The organism is Nocardiopsis potens DSM 45234 (assembly GCF_000341105.1).
GTDB lineage: Bacteria > Actinomycetota > Actinomycetes > Streptosporangiales > Streptosporangiaceae > Nocardiopsis_A > Nocardiopsis_A potens.
In genome coordinates this window covers 1-16,274 of the sequence record NZ_ANBB01000039.1, presented here as the reverse complement: position 1 = coordinate 16,274, position 16,274 = coordinate 1, and the positions used below count along the sequence as shown (strand labels likewise).

Annotated in this window: 11 protein-coding genes; 10 read left to right on the top strand and 1 reads right to left on the bottom strand. The window is 76.7% G+C overall.

The window, feature by feature from the left end; genetic code table 11:
* The first annotated feature begins 142 nt into the window (after window positions 1–142).
* Together D459_RS0115490 and D459_RS0115485 are read left to right on the top strand one after the other, a co-directional pair.
* A complete protein-coding gene (locus D459_RS0115490) occupies window positions 143–1,090 on the top strand; it encodes a GntR family transcriptional regulator (RefSeq protein WP_017593926.1) in 948 nt (315 codons plus the stop codon).
* 585 nt (window positions 1,091–1,675) lie between these two features.
* On the top strand, window positions 1,676–2,854 hold the full coding sequence (locus D459_RS0115485) for an MFS transporter (RefSeq protein WP_017593925.1): 1,179 nt from the start codon (window positions 1,676–1,678) through the stop codon (window positions 2,852–2,854).
* 23 nt (window positions 2,855–2,877) lie between these two features.
* On the opposite strand, the gene D459_RS0115480 is transcribed toward D459_RS0115485, so the two are convergent.
* Window positions 2,878–3,567 (bottom strand): lysoplasmalogenase family protein, encoded by a 690-nt coding sequence (locus tag D459_RS0115480; protein ID WP_017593924.1) that lies wholly within the window; start codon window positions 3,565–3,567, stop codon window positions 2,878–2,880.
* 529 nt (window positions 3,568–4,096) lie between these two features.
* Here D459_RS0115480 and D459_RS0115475 point away from each other — a divergent pair.
* The 8 genes from D459_RS0115475 to D459_RS0115440 all read left to right on the top strand — a co-directional run bounded on the left by D459_RS0115475 (window position 4,097) and on the right by D459_RS0115440 (window position 15,959).
* Complete coding sequence (locus D459_RS0115475) at window positions 4,097–4,888, top strand: phytanoyl-CoA dioxygenase family protein (RefSeq protein WP_051065444.1); 792 nt, start codon at window positions 4,097–4,099, stop codon at window positions 4,886–4,888.
* Between the two features lie 12 nt (window positions 4,889–4,900).
* Entirely contained in the window at window positions 4,901–5,500 is a 600-nt protein-coding gene (locus tag D459_RS0115470) for a DUF6309 family protein (protein ID WP_017593922.1), read from the top strand.
* Window positions 5,497–9,951: a non-ribosomal peptide synthetase gene (locus tag D459_RS0115465; protein ID WP_017593921.1), complete on the top strand. Its 4,455-nt coding sequence runs from the start codon at window positions 5,497–5,499 to the stop codon at window positions 9,949–9,951. Before D459_RS0115470 ends, D459_RS0115465 begins: the two co-directional genes overlap by 4 nt.
* Window positions 9,952–9,995: 44 nt before the next feature.
* A complete protein-coding gene (locus D459_RS0115460; RefSeq protein WP_026120426.1) occupies window positions 9,996–10,856 on the top strand; it encodes a TauD/TfdA family dioxygenase in 861 nt (286 codons plus the stop codon).
* Complete coding sequence (locus D459_RS0115455; protein WP_017593919.1) at window positions 10,853–11,644, top strand: SDR family oxidoreductase; 792 nt, start codon at window positions 10,853–10,855, stop codon at window positions 11,642–11,644. Before D459_RS0115460 ends, D459_RS0115455 begins: the two co-directional genes overlap by 4 nt.
* Before the next feature lie 252 nt (window positions 11,645–11,896).
* Window positions 11,897–12,571 carry a TetR/AcrR family transcriptional regulator gene (locus D459_RS0115450; protein WP_017593918.1) on the top strand — a complete coding sequence of 225 codons (675 nt, stop codon included), beginning with the start codon at window positions 11,897–11,899 and terminating at the stop codon, window positions 12,569–12,571.
* Between the two features lie 38 nt (window positions 12,572–12,609).
* Window positions 12,610–15,132: an MMPL family transporter gene (locus D459_RS0115445; protein ID WP_017593917.1), complete on the top strand. Its 2,523-nt coding sequence runs from the start codon at window positions 12,610–12,612 to the stop codon at window positions 15,130–15,132.
* A 245-nt stretch (window positions 15,133–15,377) separates the two neighbouring features.
* Window positions 15,378–15,959: a class I SAM-dependent methyltransferase gene (locus D459_RS0115440; RefSeq protein ID WP_017593916.1), complete on the top strand. Its 582-nt coding sequence runs from the start codon at window positions 15,378–15,380 to the stop codon at window positions 15,957–15,959.
* Window positions 15,960–16,274: the final 315 nt, after the last annotated feature.

Genomic DNA, 16,274 nt, shown 5'->3' with positions numbered 1-16,274 from the left:
TCCGGGAACCGGACCGCCGGCGGTGTAGGGGTGCTCTCCGCCCCGGCCCGGCGCGGAGTGGTCCGCTACCCTGGGGCGCCGTGGGGCCCGGGCGCCGCTCGCAGCGGGCCCGGAGCGAGGAGTCTGTACGGACGGGACGCGCATGACCGTGGACGTCGACCCCGGGCCGCGGCGCGGCGGGGGCGCCCGAGCGTCGGCCCTGGTGCTCGCCCTGACGGCCCGGATCGGCCGGCTGGTGCGGGACGAGGGCCTGGCGGAGGGCGCGCACCTGACCGAGCAGTGGATCGCCGACCGGCTCCAGGTCTCCCGGTCGCCGGTGCGGCGGGCGCTGGCCCTGCTGGAAGAGGTCGGGGTCGTGCAGCGGATCCCCAACCGGGGCTACTTCCTCAAGCGCGCCGGCGACGACCTGGAGCCGGTGGCCGGGCGGATCGACGGCGAGAGCGACGGCGAGGAGGACGCCTACTTCCGCCTCGTGGACGAGCTCATGCGGGGCGGGCTGGCCGCGGAGTTCAGCGTGGCGGAGGCCGCCCGCAGGCTCGGGGCGCCGGTGCGGGAGGTGCAGCGGGCCCTGGCCCGGCTGGAGGGCGAGGACCTGGTCCGGCGCAGGCTCGGGCGGGGCTGGGAGTTCCAGGGGGCGCTCTCCACCGTCCAGGGCCACGACCACAGCTACCGGTTCCGGATGATCGTGGAGCCGGCCGCCCTGCTGGAGCCGGGGTTCGCCGTGGACGCGGAGGCGTTCGCGCTGCACCGCGAGCGCCAGGAGGCCCTGCTGCGCGGCGGGGCGCTCTCCGCTTCGCGGGGCGGCCTCTTCCAGGCCGGCGCGGACTTCCACGAGATGCTGGTGGGCTGCGCCGGCAACCCGGTGCTGCTGGACGCGGTGCGCCGCCAGAACCGGGTGCGCAGGCTGATCGAGTACCGGCACCAGCACGACCGCGCCCGGACGATCGGCCAGGCCCGCGAGCACCTCCTGCTGCTCGACCTCCTGGAGCAGGGGCGGACGGAGGAGGCCTCCGGGGCGCTCCGCGCCCACCTGGACCGCGTCCGCTGGATCAAGACCGGCATCGGGGAGGAGCCCCCGCCCCTCCTCTAGCGCCCCCGGCCGCTCTCGGGCCGGTCCGGGCCGGTGCGATGCCGGGTGGAGTTCCCGGCGGCGCCGGTTCCCGGGCCGGCCCGGGCGGGAGCGGCCCGCGCGGGCGCCGTGCCCGTGCCCAGTGAGGATCCGCCGGGGCGGATGCGGCCGGGGCGGCCGCCCGCATCGCCTCCCGGCCCCTGCCGGGCCGCTGGCTTGCAGCGGCGGAGCGCGGGCGGGGTGCCGGCCGGGTCGGAGCCCGGATCCGCGGGCGGGAGCGATCCGCGCGGGCGCGCTGATCGTACTCGTGCCCGGATCGGAACAATCCTCCCGGGCGGGCGCCTTCGAGGTCTCTGCAGTCGATCTATCCGCTTCCACCTGCGCGTATGTTCGGCGACCTCCGGGAGACCCCACCGCTCTTCCTCGAAAGAGAGATTGCACTTACTGACGGATCGGTGCAATATTTGCCGCCGTGATGCCCGATATCAGAGGAGAGCGCACTCCGTTCCGCACCGCCGCGCAGCACCGCGGCCGGGCGGCCGGGCCCGGACGGGACCGCCTTCCGTTCGTCGGCGGGCCGGTCGGAGCAGAGCGGCGAGGGGCGGAATGAGCGGCGGAAGAACATCCGGGCAGGGGTGGCTGTGGGCGCTCCTGGCGAGCGCCGTGTTCACCCACACCGCCCTCAACCTGGCCCGGCCGCTCATCTCCTACCGGACCATCGCCCTGGGCGGGGACGCGGTGGCCGTGGGCGTGGTGACCTCCGCCTACGCCCTGCTGCCGCTGGTGCTCGCCATCCCCGCGGGAAGGCTGACCGACCGCGCCCACCGGATCACCTGGCTCACGGTGCTGGGGGCGGCGCTCCTCGCCGCCGGGAGCCTGCTCCTGGCCGGGGCGGGAGGCCTGGCCGGCCTCGCGGCGGCGAGCACCGTGGTCGGGGTCGGCCACCTGCTGTGCATGATCGCCGGCCAGGGCCTGATCGCCCGGCGCTCCCCGCAGGAGCGGATGGACCGCGACTTCGGCTGGTTCACCGCCGCCGCCTCCCTCGGGCAGCTCGCCGGGCCGCTGCTCTCCGGCGCCGCGCTGGCCGGCGCCTCCGGGGCGGAGCTGCTCCCCGCGACGTCCGCGGCGCTGCTGCTCGCCTGCGCCGCGGGGGCGCTGGGCGCCGTGCCGCTGCTGCCGCTGCTGCGCTCGGCCGCCCCGCCGCAGACCGACACCCGGAAAGCGGACCGGCCGGTGCCGGTGCGCGAGATCCTGCGCAGCCCCCGGATGCCCTCGGCGCTCCTGGCCAGCCTGGCGCTGCTGGCGGCGGTGGACATCCTCACCGCCTACCTGCCGCTGATCGCCGAGGAGCGCGGTCTGCCCCCGATGCTGGTCGGGGCCCTGCTGAGCCTGCGGGCGGGCTGCTCCCTCCTCTCCCGGCTGGCGCTCCCGCTGCTGCTGGGGCGCTGCTCCCGCAAGGCCCTGATCGTGGCGAGCACCGGCGTGGCGGGGCTGTCCCTGGGGCTGGTGGCGCTGCCCGGCGGAGGGCCGGTCGCGCTCGCCGCGGTGCTGGCGGTCGGGGGCTTCCTGCTGGGGCTGGGGCAGCCCCTGACCATGGCGCAGGTGGTGGCCACCGCCCCGCAGGGCGCCCGGGGCGCCGCGCTGGCGCTGCGCCTGTGGGGCAACCGCCTCGGCCAGGTCGCCATCCCGGCGGCCGCGGCGGGAGCGGCCGGCGCGCTCGGGGCCCCGGGGGCGCTGCTGCTGTCGGCGGCGGTGCTGCTGGCCGCGGCGGTCACGGCCACCTGAGCCCGGCCGCGCCGCCGGCGTGCTCAGCCACCGCCCGCCGCACCGGCGGACGGGGCGTTCGCCCGGCCCAGCAGGCCCAGGGCGAGGAGGGCCTGCGCCGCGCAGTAGGCGGCCATCACCCAGAAGCCGTCCAGCGGCAGCGCGAAGCCCGGGACGAAGGCGCGCAGCGCGATGAGGCCGTCGGAGGCCAGGAACAGCGCCCCGCCCGCCGCCGTCCAGGCGCCGGCCCCGGTGGCCAGCACCGCCGCCAGCCCCAGCACCAGCCCGTAGACCAGGACGGGGACCAGCAGGCCGCCGGCGTGCGGCGCGCACAGCCAGACCAGGGCGGCGACGGCCCCCAGGTAGGGCGCCAGCAGCCACCGGCGGCGCAGCAGCACGCTTTGGTCCCGGTACGGCCAGAACGCGAGCACGTACACCAGCTGGGCGGCCAGGAAACCGCCCACCATCAGCAGGAACGCGGTGTCGCCGGCGGTCAGGGCGGGGAGGGAGTCGCCGAGCCAGGAGAAGAACAGGGCGGCCAGCAGCGGCGCCACCGGGCGGCTCCGGGGCCGGTCCGCGGCGGCGAGCACCGCCAGGGCCAGGGCCGGCATGAGGAGGACCTGGGTCGGCCGGTCCCAGGCCCCGGCCCCGAGGAGCTGGACGGCCAGATGGACCGCGGTCAGGAGCAGGAACGCGGCGAGGAGCACGCGGGCGAGGGGGCGCCGGGGGATCATCGGGGCATCATACGGGCCGCTCCGCCGGGGCGGCCCGCACGCCGGCCGCCGCGGCCCGGGCGGATCGGGCCCCGCGCGGCTCCGCCGCCGGCGCTGCGCGGAGCGGCCGGATGCGGCCCCCGCGGGCGGGCGGCGCCGACTCCCCGGGCCGGATGCGGACAGCGGCGGCGGTCGGCCCCGGAGGCGGCGGGCGCCAACCGGCCCGACCAGGGCGTTCCCGCGCGGACCGGAGAGGCGGGGGGACGAGGATCGGCCGGATCCGCCGCCCTGTCCAGTGCCCCTGCCGCTTCCGGCCACTACCCGACGTAGTCCCTTGCCTCCCCTCCGGCACCGCTGGTTACCATTCACGTCTACTTTTCGCTCTGCGATCACGGAGGTCAGGTATGGCGACCCGGATCGATGAGAGAGGAACCGTCCCCCCGGAGCGCTCCACCCCCCGCCGGACCGCCCCGCGCAGGCCGGTCCCGGCGTCCCCCTCCGAGAGCGGGCGCGGCGCACCCGCGGCGCGCGGAGAGGCACGGTGGTACTGATGCGGCCGCCGCCCGGGCCGGCGGACACCGCCGGGAAGCAGAGCGCGTTCGGCGAGGCGGGCTACCTCGTCCTCCCCGGCCTCCTGCCCGGCCCCCTGCTGGACCGGCTCCTCCCCGAGGTCGACCGCTGGGTGGACGAAGGGCTGCGGGCCCGCTCGATCGAGTGCAGCGTCGACCCGGCCGCCAACGGCCTGCCCCCACTGCTCGAACTGGAGCAGGAGGCCCACGGCGAACTGCTCGCCTTCCCACCGCTGATGGACGTCCTCGCCCGGCTCATGGGCGGCCCGTTCGCCTTCCACCACCTGCACAGCGACCGGCACGACGCCCAGGGCGCGGGCAAGCCCTGGCACCACGACTACGAACCCAACAGCGGCGCGGACCGGTCCCTGCTGATGGTGCACGCGCTGCACTACCTCGGCGGCCTCGACGAGACGATGGGAAGCCTGGTGGTCCTGCCCGGATCGCACCGCGAACCGGCAGGCAAGGACGCCCTCGCCCACCTCGGCACCGCCGAACTGCCGGGGGAGGCGGTGATCGCGGGGCTGCCCCCGGGCTCGACCGTGCTCATCAACTCGGCGCTCTTCCACGCCCGCAGGCCCGCCCCGGGCGGGAACGGCCGCCCCCGCTACTTCGTGGACGCCTCCTACTGCCAGACCGGCGCCCGCTGGCGGCCCGTGAAACCCTACTGGAGGCACATGCTCGCCAGAGCACGCGAACTCGACCTCGGCCGCGGCCGCTGGCCCGACCTGTTCGACGAGCGGCACTTCACCGAATACGCCGGAACGGCATGAAGGGACCCCCGGATGGAGATCGTCGAACCGGTCGCGTACACCGAGGTCCGGCGGGTCTACCTGCGCGACCACCCGGCCGAGCGGACCCATGAGGCCAACACCAACCGGGACGGGGAGGAGAACCTGCGCCGGGCCGAGGCCGAGCTCGGCACCTGGTGGCGGGTGCGGCTGACGGAGGAGGAGGCCCTCGGGGTCGTGCTCCCCTGGCACCTCTCCGAGGGCGGCGGCTACGAGCTGGTGCCCAGGACCGGGCTGACGGTCGCGGAGACGGTGCGGCGGCTGCGCGAGGACCGGGACCGGATCGCCGAACTGAACCCGGTGTGCACGGAGAAGCTGGAGCTGATGGGGCGCTCCCCGATCACCCCCGTCTACCTGAGCACCCGGCCCGTGGACCACATCGACTACGCGGGCCTGCGCGTCCGCACCGCCCTCACCCACCTCGACGGGCTGCACCGCATGCTCGCCTGGGCGCTCACCGGCCGCCTCCGCCAGGAGAAGGGCCTGGAGGCCTACATCGCCGGCGACGCAGACCGGGCGCGGCCCCACACCCCGGCGGAGGGCGGAACCGCCGCCGCCACCCCGCACGCACCCACCGGAGGCGGCCGTACATGACGCGCGCGACGCGCACACCTTCCTCCTCCTCCCTCCCTCCTCCCGCGCCCCCCGCGGACGCCCCGACCCTGCCCGCCCTGCTGGCCCGCGCGGCGGCGGCCCGCCCGCACCTCCCGGCGCTGGCCGACGGCGCCCGCCGCTACGACCACCGCCGCCTCGACGCGGCCGCGGCGCGGATCGCGGACCGCCTGCACCGGCTCGGCATCGCCCGCGGCGAGCGGGTCGCCCTGCTCGGCCCCCGCGACGCCCGGCTGATCGCACTGCTCCACGGGGTACTGCGCTCCGGTGCGGCGGCGGTCCCGGTCGACCCCGGGTGGAGCGCCGCCGACACCGACCGCCGCCTCAACGCGGTGCAGGCGGTCCTCGCCCTGACCGCCGACGCCACGGTCCCCGCCCCCGGGGCCTGCCCCACCGAGACCGTCGACCCCGACGCGGAGGCGGCGGAGCACACCGGCGCCCCCGCGGAGCCGCCCCCGGGCGCGGGTCCCCGCCCCGAGGACCCGGCCTACCTCTCCTTCACCTCGGGCTCCAACGGCGAACCCAAGGCCGTCGCCGTCACCCACGCCAACGCGGTCCACTACGCGCTCTCGCTCCGCCGCAGGCTCGGCTGGGGGGAGGCCGAAGCGCCGCGCATCGCCCACGCCACCACGCTCGCCGCGGACCTCGGGCACACCTCCTGGCTGCTCGCCCCGGTGACCGCCGGGTCCGTGCAGGTCCTCCCCGACCGGCTGGTGCGCGACCCCGAAGGGTTCTGGGCCGAGCTGCGCCGGGCCGGGGTGACGGTGCTGAAGACGACGCCCTCGCACCTGGCGGCCCTGCTGGAGGGGCGGCCGCCGGACGCCCCCGCGCTGCGCACCCTCATCCTCGGCGGTGAGACGCTGACCCGCTCGCTGGCCGCCCGCCTGCTCGACGAGGGCGTCGCGGAGCGGGTCGCCAACCACTACGGCCCGACGGAGACGACCATCGGCGCCACCTGCTTCCTCGCCGGCTCCTCCGCCGAACTGCCCGCCGACGAGGCGACGGTCCCCATCGGCACCGCCATCGGCGGGGGCGCGCTGCACCTGCTGGACGCCGCCGGGGAACCGGTCCCCGGCGGGGCCCCGGGCGAACTGCACATCGGAGGACGGGGCGTCAGCGCCGGCTACCACGGCCGCCCCGAGGAGACCGCGCGCCGCTTCTTCGACCACCGCGGGGAGCGGGTCTACCGCACCGGGGACCTGTGCCGCCGCCGGCCCGACGGGGACCTGGTCTTCCTGGGCCGCGCCGACCGCCAGGTGAAGATCCGCGGGTTCCGCGTCGACCTCGCCGGGGTCGAGCGGGCCATCGAGGAGTTCCCCGGGGTCGGCAGGGCGGCGGTGGTGCTGCGCACCACCGGCGCGGGCGCCCGCCCGGCCGCCGCGGTCCGCCTCACCGACGGCCGCGCGGAGGAGGGGGAGGTGCTCGCCGCGCTCCGCGCGCACCTGCGCGACCGGCTCCCGGAGTACGCCGTGCCGCGCCCCCTGCTCGCCCTGCGCGAACTCCCGTTCGGCCCGAACGGGAAGGTCGACGCCGAGCGGCTCGGCGCGATCGTGGACGGCGCCCTCGAAGAGCGGGCCGCCGGGCCCGGGACGGAGCGGGGCGCCGGGCCGGGCGGAGCGGACCGGGAACCGACGGCCCGCGCCATCGCGCGGCTGTGGGCCGACGCGCTCGGCCTGCCCTCCCTCGACCCGCACGCCGATGTGCTGGAGCTGGGCGGCGACTCGATCCTCGCGATGCACACCATCGCGTTCCTGCGCAGGCGCGGCCACACCGCCGCCTTCGACGACTTCTACCGGAACCCGACGCCGAGCGGGCTGGCCGCCGCGGTGCACTCCGCGCGCCCCGCGCGGCGCCGGCCCGACCCGATCCGGTCCGGGCAGGCGCGCCCGGCCCCGGCGCAGCGGTGGCTCTTCCGCACCGTCCCCGACCCCCGGCACTGGAACCAGTCCGCGCTGCTCGCCTGCGGGGTGCGGGTGGACCCGGCGGCGCTCTCGGCCGCCGTGCGCGAGGTGCTCCGGCGCCACCCCGCGCTGCGCCGCCCGATCGGCCCGCAGGGCCCCGGAGAGCCGCGGCCCGCCGAGGAGCTGGAGGCGGTGACCTTCTCCCCGGTCGCCGGGACGGCGGACGCGGTCGCCGAGACCGTCGAAGGCACCTGCACCGAGCTGCACCGGGCCCTCGACCCCGAGGCCGGGCTGCTGCTCCGGGTGCACCTGTTCTCCGGCGGGCCCGGGGTCCGCGACCGGATCGCGCTGATCGGGCACCACCTGGCCGTCGACGGCGTCTCCTGGCGGATCCTCCTGGACGACCTGGCCGCCGCCTACCGGGCCGCGCTCCGCGGCGAGGAGGCCGGCCTGCCCCCGACGGCCGACTTCTACCGGTGGGCCGCGGACCGGCCGCCGACCCCCGGCCCGGCGGACGGCGCCCCGCAGGCCTCCGACCCGGCCGACGGAGCCCCGGCGGACGGTGTCTCGGGGACTTCTGGTCCGGCGGACGGTGCCTCGGCGGCTCCTGGCAAGGCGGACGGCACCCCGGCGGTTCCCGGCCCGGTGGACGGTGCCCCGGGGGCGGCCGCCGCGGCCGGCCCCGCCCTGCCGGTCGAGGGCACCGGCGGCGACCCCGAACCGGCCGCGCTGGTCTGGGAGCTCGGCGCGGACGCCACCGCCCGGCTCACCGCCCGGCACGGCCGCGGGCAGCGGCTCGAAGCGGTCCTGCTGGCGGCGTTCGCCGCGGCCGTCGCGGACCGGGCCGGGCTGGACGCGGTCGGGGTCGAGGTGGAGACGCACGGCCGCGGCGCCGCGCAGGGCGGCGGCGACCACCCGGACACCGTCGGATGGTTCACCGCGGTCAAGCGGGTACTGCTGGAGCGCGGCACCGGCGACCGGGCCCGCGCGGCCGAGCGGGCCGTGCGCGAAGCCCCGGAACTGCCGATGGACACCCCCGGCCCGCGCCCCGAGACCGGGTTCAACTTCCTCGGCGCGTTCAACCCGCCGGACGAACCGGCACTGGAGTGGACGCCGGCCCGCGAGCACCCCGGGACGGCGCGTCCCCCTGCCGGCGACCTGCTCCAGCGGCTCAGGATGACCGCCCGCATCGTCGGCGGCCGACTCGTGGCCGACCTGGTCTATGCCTGGCCGGGGACGTCCCACCCCGGCGCCGACCGGATCATGGCCGCCTTCGCCGCGGCCGTGGCGGCCGAAGCCGGTGCCGAGGCCCCCGCACACGCCCGCTCCGGGGCCTCCACCGCCGGCCAGGTGATGCTCACCGGTCCCGCCCGTCGCCCACCACCGCCCTCAACGGAGGCCTTGCGGGCCGCCGGCCCCTCTGGCCGCCCCCGGGCGGGGTACCGGGTCGTCCGGGAGGCGCCCCGGGTGCTGCTCACCGGGGCCACCGGCTACCTCGGCGGGCATCTGCTCGGCGCGCTCACCGAGCGGGGCGCGCGGGTCACCTGCCTGGTGCGCGGGGAGCGCGACGCCGACGCCGCACGACGGATCGGCGGTGCCCGGGCCGGAACCGACGCGGTCGCAGGCGACATCGGCCGCGAAGGCCTCGGGCTCTCCCCGGAGGCCCTGGCCCGCCTCCGCGACGTGCAGTGCGTGGTGCACGCCGCCGCCGACGTCCGCCTGGTGGCCCCACCCGCCGAACTGGAGCGCACCAACACCGAGGCGGTGCGCCGCCTGCTCGCCTGGATCGACGCCGAGATCCCCGGCGCCGCCCTGCACCACCTGTCCACGCTGGCCGTCTCCGGCGCCGTGGACGGCCCGGCCCGCCGGTTCGCCGAGGCCGACCTGCGGATCGGCCAGAGCTTCCGCACCCCCTACGAGCGGACCAAGTTCGAGGCCGAGGAGGCGGTGCGCGCCTGGGCCGCGTCCGGCCGCCGCTGCTACGTCCACCGCAGCGGCCACGTCGCGGCGCACAGCCGCACCGGGGCCTTCCAGCGCAACATCGCCGACAACCGGATCTACCAGCTGGTCCGCGGCTACGTGCTGGCCGGCGCCGCACCGCGCCGCCCGGACGAGGAGTTCGCGTTCTCGCACGCCGACACGGTGGCCGCGGGCATCGCCGCACTCGCCGTCCACCCGCACGCGGCGCCCGGCGCCTACCACGTGGAGACCCCGCACACCGTGCCGCACGACGAGCTGGTGGCCTGGACGGCCGCGTTCGGCTACCCGATCGCGCTGACCGGGGACGAGGAGTTCGCGGCGGCGACGGCCCGGGCGGAGCGGAGCCGCCCGGTCGAGGCCCGGCTCGCCGCCGCCTGGTCCCAGGCCGAGGCGCGCAACGTCGCCGTGGACCGGAGCCGCACGGTGTCCGCGCTGGAGCGCCTCGGGGTGCGGTTCACACCCCCCACACCGCAGTGGTGGGGATCCGCGCTGTCCTGGGCGGTCGGCGCCGGTTTCCTCCCGCCGCCCGCAGGTTCCGCCCGGCGCCGCTGACCGCCGCGGCGCCGGGCATCGCCGATGAAGGGAAGGAAGACGACATGTCCGATGGCACGGCGACCGATGTCGGGTGGGACACCGCCTACCTGGAGGCCCGGCGCGACCTGTGGTCGCTGCCGCTCACCGCGGACGAGCGGCGGCTGCTCTGGAAGGACGCCTCCGCCGGCCGGTGGGGCGCGGCCGGCGGGGTGCGGGAGAGGCTGCGCGCCTTCGTGCCGGCCGCCGTCGGCGCGGTGGGCTTCGCGCACGTCCGCGGCCTGGTCGACCCGGCCGAGCCGGAAGAGGACGTCACCTCGGCGCTGATGTTCCTGCTGCGGGAGTTCGGCGAGGTCGTCCCGCAGAACGCGGCGGGGGACCTGACCCAGGTGCTGCGGGACCGGGACGGGGACGGCGCCACCGAGCTCGGCTTCCACTGCGACACCTGCGACCTGCTGGTCCTGCTCTGCCTGCAGCCCGCGGCGCGGGGCGGCGGGCTCACCAAGCTGGCCAGCGCCCGCCGGGTGCACGACATCATCGAGCGGGAGGATCCCGGGGCGCTCACCCTGCTCAGGGAGGAGTGGACCTTCGACCGGACCGGGCGGGCCGGCCCGCAGCTCATCGTCTCCCCGATCCTGTTCACCCAGGAGGACGGGACGGTCGGCTGCTACTACCAGACCCGCACGGTGCGGGCCTCCGCGGAGAAGGCCGGGCGGCCGCTGACCCCGGGGCAGTGGGACGCCCTCGGCGTCCTCGACGAGGTCCTCTACCGGCCCGAGATCGCCTTCGGCCTGCCGATGAAGGCCGGTGAGCTGCTGGTCATCAAGAACAGCCGGGTCCTGCACGGGCGCTCCCCCTACACCGACGAGCCCGGCCCGCGGGCCCGCCGCATGCTGCGGCTGTGGATGAGCACGGAGGCCATGTGAGCGGCGGCGCGGGAGGCGGTGCAGGGGGCGGTGCGGGCGGCGGCGCCCGGGTCGCGGTGGTCACCGGCGGCGGCAGCGGCATCGGCCGGGCCAGTGCGCTGGCGCTGCTGCGCGACGGCTGGTCGGTGGCGCTGGCCGGGCGGCGCGCGGAGGCGCTGGAGGAGACCGCGGGGCTGGCCGGCCCTGACGGCGCCCGGGCCCTGTGCGCCCCCACCGACATCCGCGACCCCGCCGCGGTCGCCGCCCTGTTCGCCGCGGTGCGGGACCGCTTCGGCCGGGTGGACCTGCTGTTCAACAACGCGGGCGCACCGGCCCCGCGCCGGCCGATCGAGGAGGTGGCCGACGAGGACTGGGAGCGGGTCCTGGGCACCATCGTCACCGGGGCGTTCCTCTGCTCCCGGGAGGCCTTCCGGGCGATGCGCGGCCAGTCGCCGCCGGGCGGGCGGATCATCAACAACGGCGCCCCCTCCGCCTACGCCCCGCGCCCCAACGCGATCGCCTACACCACCGCCAAGCACGCGCTGCTCGGGCTGACCCGCTCCCTGGCGCTGGACGGCCGCGCGCACGGGATCGCCTGCGGGCAGATCGACGTGGGCAACGTGGCGCCGGCGGACGGGAGCCCGCAGCCGCCCGCGATGCAGGCCGACGGCTCCATGGCGGTGGAGGCCGCGATCCCGGTGGAGCGGTTCACCGAGGCGCTGCTGATGATGGCGTCCATGCCGACCGACAGCAACGTCCAGTACCTCACCGTGCTCCCCACCGCGATGCCCTTCGTCGGGAGGGGGTGAGGGCGGCGCCCGCCGGACCGCCCGCGCGGTCCGGCGGGCGCGGTGCCGCGCCGGGGCGGCCGCGGCCGGCGGCGGGGGCGCCCCGGCCGCCGTTTCCCGGCCGGGTCTCCGGGCCGCTCCCGCCGCGCCCGTCGTAGGCGTGCCGGGCGGAGAAGAGGGGTTCCGCAGCCGTGGGCGGCCGCGAAGACCGCCGGTTTTCGTGCACTCGGTGCGTGGTTGCACCGAGTGCACCGAACTGCGTACCCTTGCGCCATGCACGAGCAGCGGACGCCCGCCCGGACCGGCCGGCGCGAGGCGCTCAAGGCCCGGCACCGCAGCGCCATCATCGACGCCGCGTCCGAGCTGATGGGCGAGCTCGAAGGGGCGCACTTCACCGTCGACCAGCTGGCCGAGCGGGCCGACGTGTCGCGGCGGACCGTCTTCAACCACTTCGGCTCCCTCGACGAGGTCGTCCTCGAAGTGCTCGGCCGGGGGCTCGAGACGATCGTCGACGGCATCGACGCCGACCTCGCCGCCGAGCCCGCGGACCGGGCCGCGGAGGCCCCGGTCTTCGACCGGCTGGCCGCCGCGCTGCGCGGCACCGACCTGGTGACCCCGATCGTCCGGCTGACCCGGGTGCTCGGCGAGCCGGCCCGGGCCGCCGCGCACGGCGAGGCGGTGCTGTTCGAGCGCGCGTTCACCGACCTGAGCGCGCGGATGGCCGCGATCGTGCGGCGCCACCACCCCGAGGCCGACGCCTTCACCGTGGACCTGATGTGCAGCGCCCTGGTCAGCGGCGGCCTGGTGGTCGTCCGGCACTGGGAGGAGGCCACCGGCGGGGTCGACACCGCGGAGTCCCGCCGGGTCTGGGACGACCTCCTGGCGCGCATGGTCTCCGCGGTCCGCACCGGATACGGCGCCTGCGAGCCCGGCACCGGCACGTCCTGAGCGCACGCGCTCCCCACCCCTACGTTTGCAGGCGGACCATGGCTGAACTTCTCTACCGGCTCGGCCGCGCATCGGCGCGCCGCGCCAAGACCGTCATCGCGGTCTGGCTGGCCCTCCTGGTGGCGGCCGGCACCGTGTTCCTCCTCTTCTCCGGCGACCTGGAGGACAGCTTCTCCATCCCGGGAACCCCCACCGACCAGGTGAACCAGACCCTGAAGCGGGAGTTCCCCGGGATGGGCGGCGGCGCGGGCACCATCGTGTACCGCACCGAGGACGGCTCGGCCTTCACCGAAGAGCAGCGGGAGGCCATCGCCGACCGCGCCGAGCAGGCCTCCCGGCTCGACGGCGTCGAGGCCGCCGTGGACCCGTTCGCCACCGAGCAGGAGCGCTCCGACCAGCTGGAGGCGCTGGAGGACGGCCGCGAGGAGATCGAGGACGGCCGCGCCGAACTCGAATCCGGCCAGGAGCAGCTGGACGCCGGCCGGGAGCAGGCCGAGGCCGCCGGACTGCTCGACCGGCTGGAGGAGGGCCTCGACGCCCAGCAGGCCGAGATCGACGCGGGAGAGGAGGAGCTGGACGAGGGCGCCCGGGAGATCGAGCAGGGCGAGGCCCTGATGGAGATGTCCGACGGGGTCCGCCAGGTCTCCGAGGACGGCGCCACCGCCCTGGTCAGCGTCGCCTTCACCGAGAGCCAGGAGGAGGTCTCCCAGGAGACCCGCGACGCGGTGATGGCCGTCTTCGGCGACGACCCCGTCCCCGGCACCGCCGTCGACTTCGCCAACGACATCGCCATGGGCATGCCCACCCTGGTCAGCGCCGCCGAGGTGATCGGCCTGATCGTGGCGGGGGTCGTCCTGGTGGTCATGCTCGGCACCCTGGTCGGGGCCGGGCTGCCCATCCTGACCGCGCTGCTCGGCGTCGGCATCGCCGTGCTCACCGCGATGTCGCTCTCCGACGTCCTGGCGATGGCCTCGGTGACGCCGATCCTCGGCCTGATGCTCGGCCTGGCCGTCGGCATCGACTACGCGCTGTTCATCGTCAACCGGCACCGCCGCCAGCTCAAGGAGGGCGTCGAGGCGGCCGAGTCCATCGGCCTGGCCAACGGGACCGCGGGCAACGCCGTGGTCTTCGCCGGCCTGACCGTGCTGATCGCGCTGCTGGGGCTGAACCTGACCGGGATCGGCTTCCTCGGCCTGATGGGGACCGTGGGCGCGCTGGCCATCACCATCGCGGTGCTGGTCGCGGTGACCCTGGTGCCGGCCCTGCTGGCGCTGGTGGGGCCGCGGATCCTGAGCCGGCGCGAGCGCGACCGCCTGCGGCGGGGCGCGCGGGAGGAGAACGGCCCGGACCGCGCCGCCGGCCCGCGGATCCGCCCCATGTCGGTCGGATCGGCGCTGGGCCGCGCCGCCGCCGCGGTGCTCGCCCTCGGGATCATCGCGCTGCCCGCCCTGGAGCTGCGGCTGGGCATGCCGGACGGCTCCTCCGAGCCGGCCGAGTCCACCCAGCACCGGGCCTACACCGCGGTGGCCGAGGAGTTCGGCGAGGGCCGGAACGGGCCGCTGCTGGTCGCCGCCGAGCTGCCCGGCGGCCCGACCGAGGAGACCGCCGAGGCCAACGCGGAGAAGCACCGGTTCGAGGTCGCCGAGAAGCTCTACGCGCATGAGGACGTCGCCGCGGTGGCGCCCATCGACGTCTCCGACGACCACACCCTCGCCATCTTCCAGGTGATCCCGGAGGAGGGGCCGTCCAGCGCCTCCACCGAGGAGCTGGTGCACACCCTGCGCGACCTGGAGCCGGTCTACGGCATCGGCCCGCTCGGCGTCGCCGGCATGGCCAGCGGCAACATCGACATCTCCGAGACGCTCAGCGCCGCGCTGCCGGTCTACCTCACCGTCGTCGTCGGCCTGTCGCTGGTCATCCTGCTGCTGGTGTTCCGGTCGGTCTACGTCCCGGTCATCGCCACCCTAGGGTTCATCCTGTCCTACTTCGGGGCGCTGGGCGGCGTGGTCGCCGTCTACCAGTGGGGCTGGTCGGGCGGCCTGATCGGGCCGGACAACCCGGGGCCGGTGCTGAACTTCCTGCCCACGCTCCTGGCCGGCATCCTGTTCGGCCTGGCGATGGACTACATGCTGTTCATCGGCACCGGCATGCGCGAGGCCTACGTGCACGGCGCGCCCGCCCGGTTCGCCGTCGCCCAGGGCTTCCGGGCCGGGCGCGCGGTGGTCACCGCGGCGGCGATCATCATGATCTCGGTCTTCGGCGGGTTCGTCTTCTCCGAGACCGCGATGATCAGCTCGATGGGGTTCGCCCTCGCTTTCGGCGTCCTGCTGGACGCCTTCGCGGTGCGCATGCTGCTGATCCCGGCGCTCATGCGGCTGGCCGGGGACGCGGCCTGGTGGCTGCCCCGCTGGCTGGAGCGGATCCTGCCCGACGTCGACGTGGAGGGCTCCGCCCTGGAGCGCCGCCACCGCGCCGGAGGCGCCGCCGACGCCCCCCGGCCCGCCGGGGAGCCCTCCTCCCCGAGCCCGGCCGAGCCCGCGGACGCCGCCGGAAGGCGGTGAGCCGCGCCCGCCGGCCGGCCCGCGCCCTGGAGGGAGGCGGGTCGGCCGGCGGTGCAGCGGCCCGCCTTCGGGCCGGGGCCGGCCGCCCTACCTGACCGGTGGTGGAACATCCTGTTTCGCCACTGAAACGCCTATTTGCGTGGTTTTTCGGGGGTGTGGAAAGACCTGCCGCGACGGATTCCGGGGGGCGGCCGGGGCCTCCCGGAGAGCCGCCCTACCTTGAGCACATGACGAAATACGCGTGGATGTACCGCCTCGGCTTCACCCCGTGGGAGCGCTACGGCGCCGGGGGCGGCGCGCAGCTCGGCGGCCTGCTCGACCGCGAGGGCGCAGAGCGCTCCGCCGGCCCCGGGCGGGCGCTGGACATCGGCTGCGGGCGCGGGCAGTTCACCCCCGAGCTGGCCCGGCGGGGCTGGGAGGCGGTGGGCGTCGACATCGTGCCGGAGGCGATCGAGGCCGCCCGGCGCAAGGGCCCGGCGGAGGTCACCTACACCGTGGGCGACGTGACCGACCTCGAATCGGCTGGCCTGGGCTCCTTCGACCTCTTCCTCGACATCGGCTGCTTCCAGGGCCTGGACACCGGGCAGCGGGCCGCCGAGGGGCGGGGAGTGACGGCGCTCGCCGCGCCGGGGGCGGTCCTGCTGATACTGGCCTTCGGCCCGTCGAAGTACCAGCGGCTCGTCGAGGGCGTCTCGCAGGCCGAGATCGAGGCCGCGTTCCCCGGTTGGGAGCTGATCACCGCCGAGGACGCCGACACCGCCGGCCTGGGCTGGCCGATGAACCGGACCTCCCCCAAGTGGTACCGGTTCCGCCACACCGCCGGCTGAGGCCGCCCCGGTGCGCGGCCGCCGCCGCGCTCCTTCCCCCGGTCCTCCCCTGGAGTGATCGCCCACCCGGTAGGACAGGGGATTCCGGGACATCCGGGCGCGGCGTGTCGCGGGGCGGGGGTTCAAGCGGGCGGCGAGGGCGGGGAGGGGGACCGGCCGGTCGGTCGGGCGCGGCAGAACGGGGTGGGGCGGTCGGGGCGGGCTTGGGGGCGGGATCGCGGTGCCCGCGTCGCCCGGGCGTCGTGGTCGGCTGCCTCTGAAACCGCTGCCCCTCTCTGACCTGGATGAATACGCAGGGTGATGGTTGGGTGGGGC

Coding starts and splice junctions, on each gene's coding strand:
- D459_RS0115490 (WP_017593926.1), top strand. CDS start 143: ATGACCGTGGACGTCGACCCCGGGCCGCGGCGCGGCGGGGGCGCCCGA.
- D459_RS0115485 (WP_017593925.1), top strand. CDS start 1,676: ATGAGCGGCGGAAGAACATCCGGGCAGGGGTGGCTGTGGGCGCTCCTG.
- D459_RS0115480 (WP_017593924.1), bottom strand. CDS start 3,567: ATGATCCCCCGGCGCCCCCTCGCCCGCGTGCTCCTCGCCGCGTTCCTG.
- D459_RS0115475 (WP_051065444.1), top strand. CDS start 4,097: ATGCGGCCGCCGCCCGGGCCGGCGGACACCGCCGGGAAGCAGAGCGCG.
- D459_RS0115470 (WP_017593922.1), top strand. CDS start 4,901: ATGGAGATCGTCGAACCGGTCGCGTACACCGAGGTCCGGCGGGTCTAC.
- D459_RS0115465 (WP_017593921.1), top strand. CDS start 5,497: ATGACGCGCGCGACGCGCACACCTTCCTCCTCCTCCCTCCCTCCTCCC.
- D459_RS0115460 (WP_026120426.1), top strand. CDS start 9,996: ATGTCCGATGGCACGGCGACCGATGTCGGGTGGGACACCGCCTACCTG.
- D459_RS0115450 (WP_017593918.1), top strand. CDS start 11,897: ATGCACGAGCAGCGGACGCCCGCCCGGACCGGCCGGCGCGAGGCGCTC.
- D459_RS0115445 (WP_017593917.1), top strand. CDS start 12,610: ATGGCTGAACTTCTCTACCGGCTCGGCCGCGCATCGGCGCGCCGCGCC.
- D459_RS0115440 (WP_017593916.1), top strand. CDS start 15,378: ATGTACCGCCTCGGCTTCACCCCGTGGGAGCGCTACGGCGCCGGGGGC.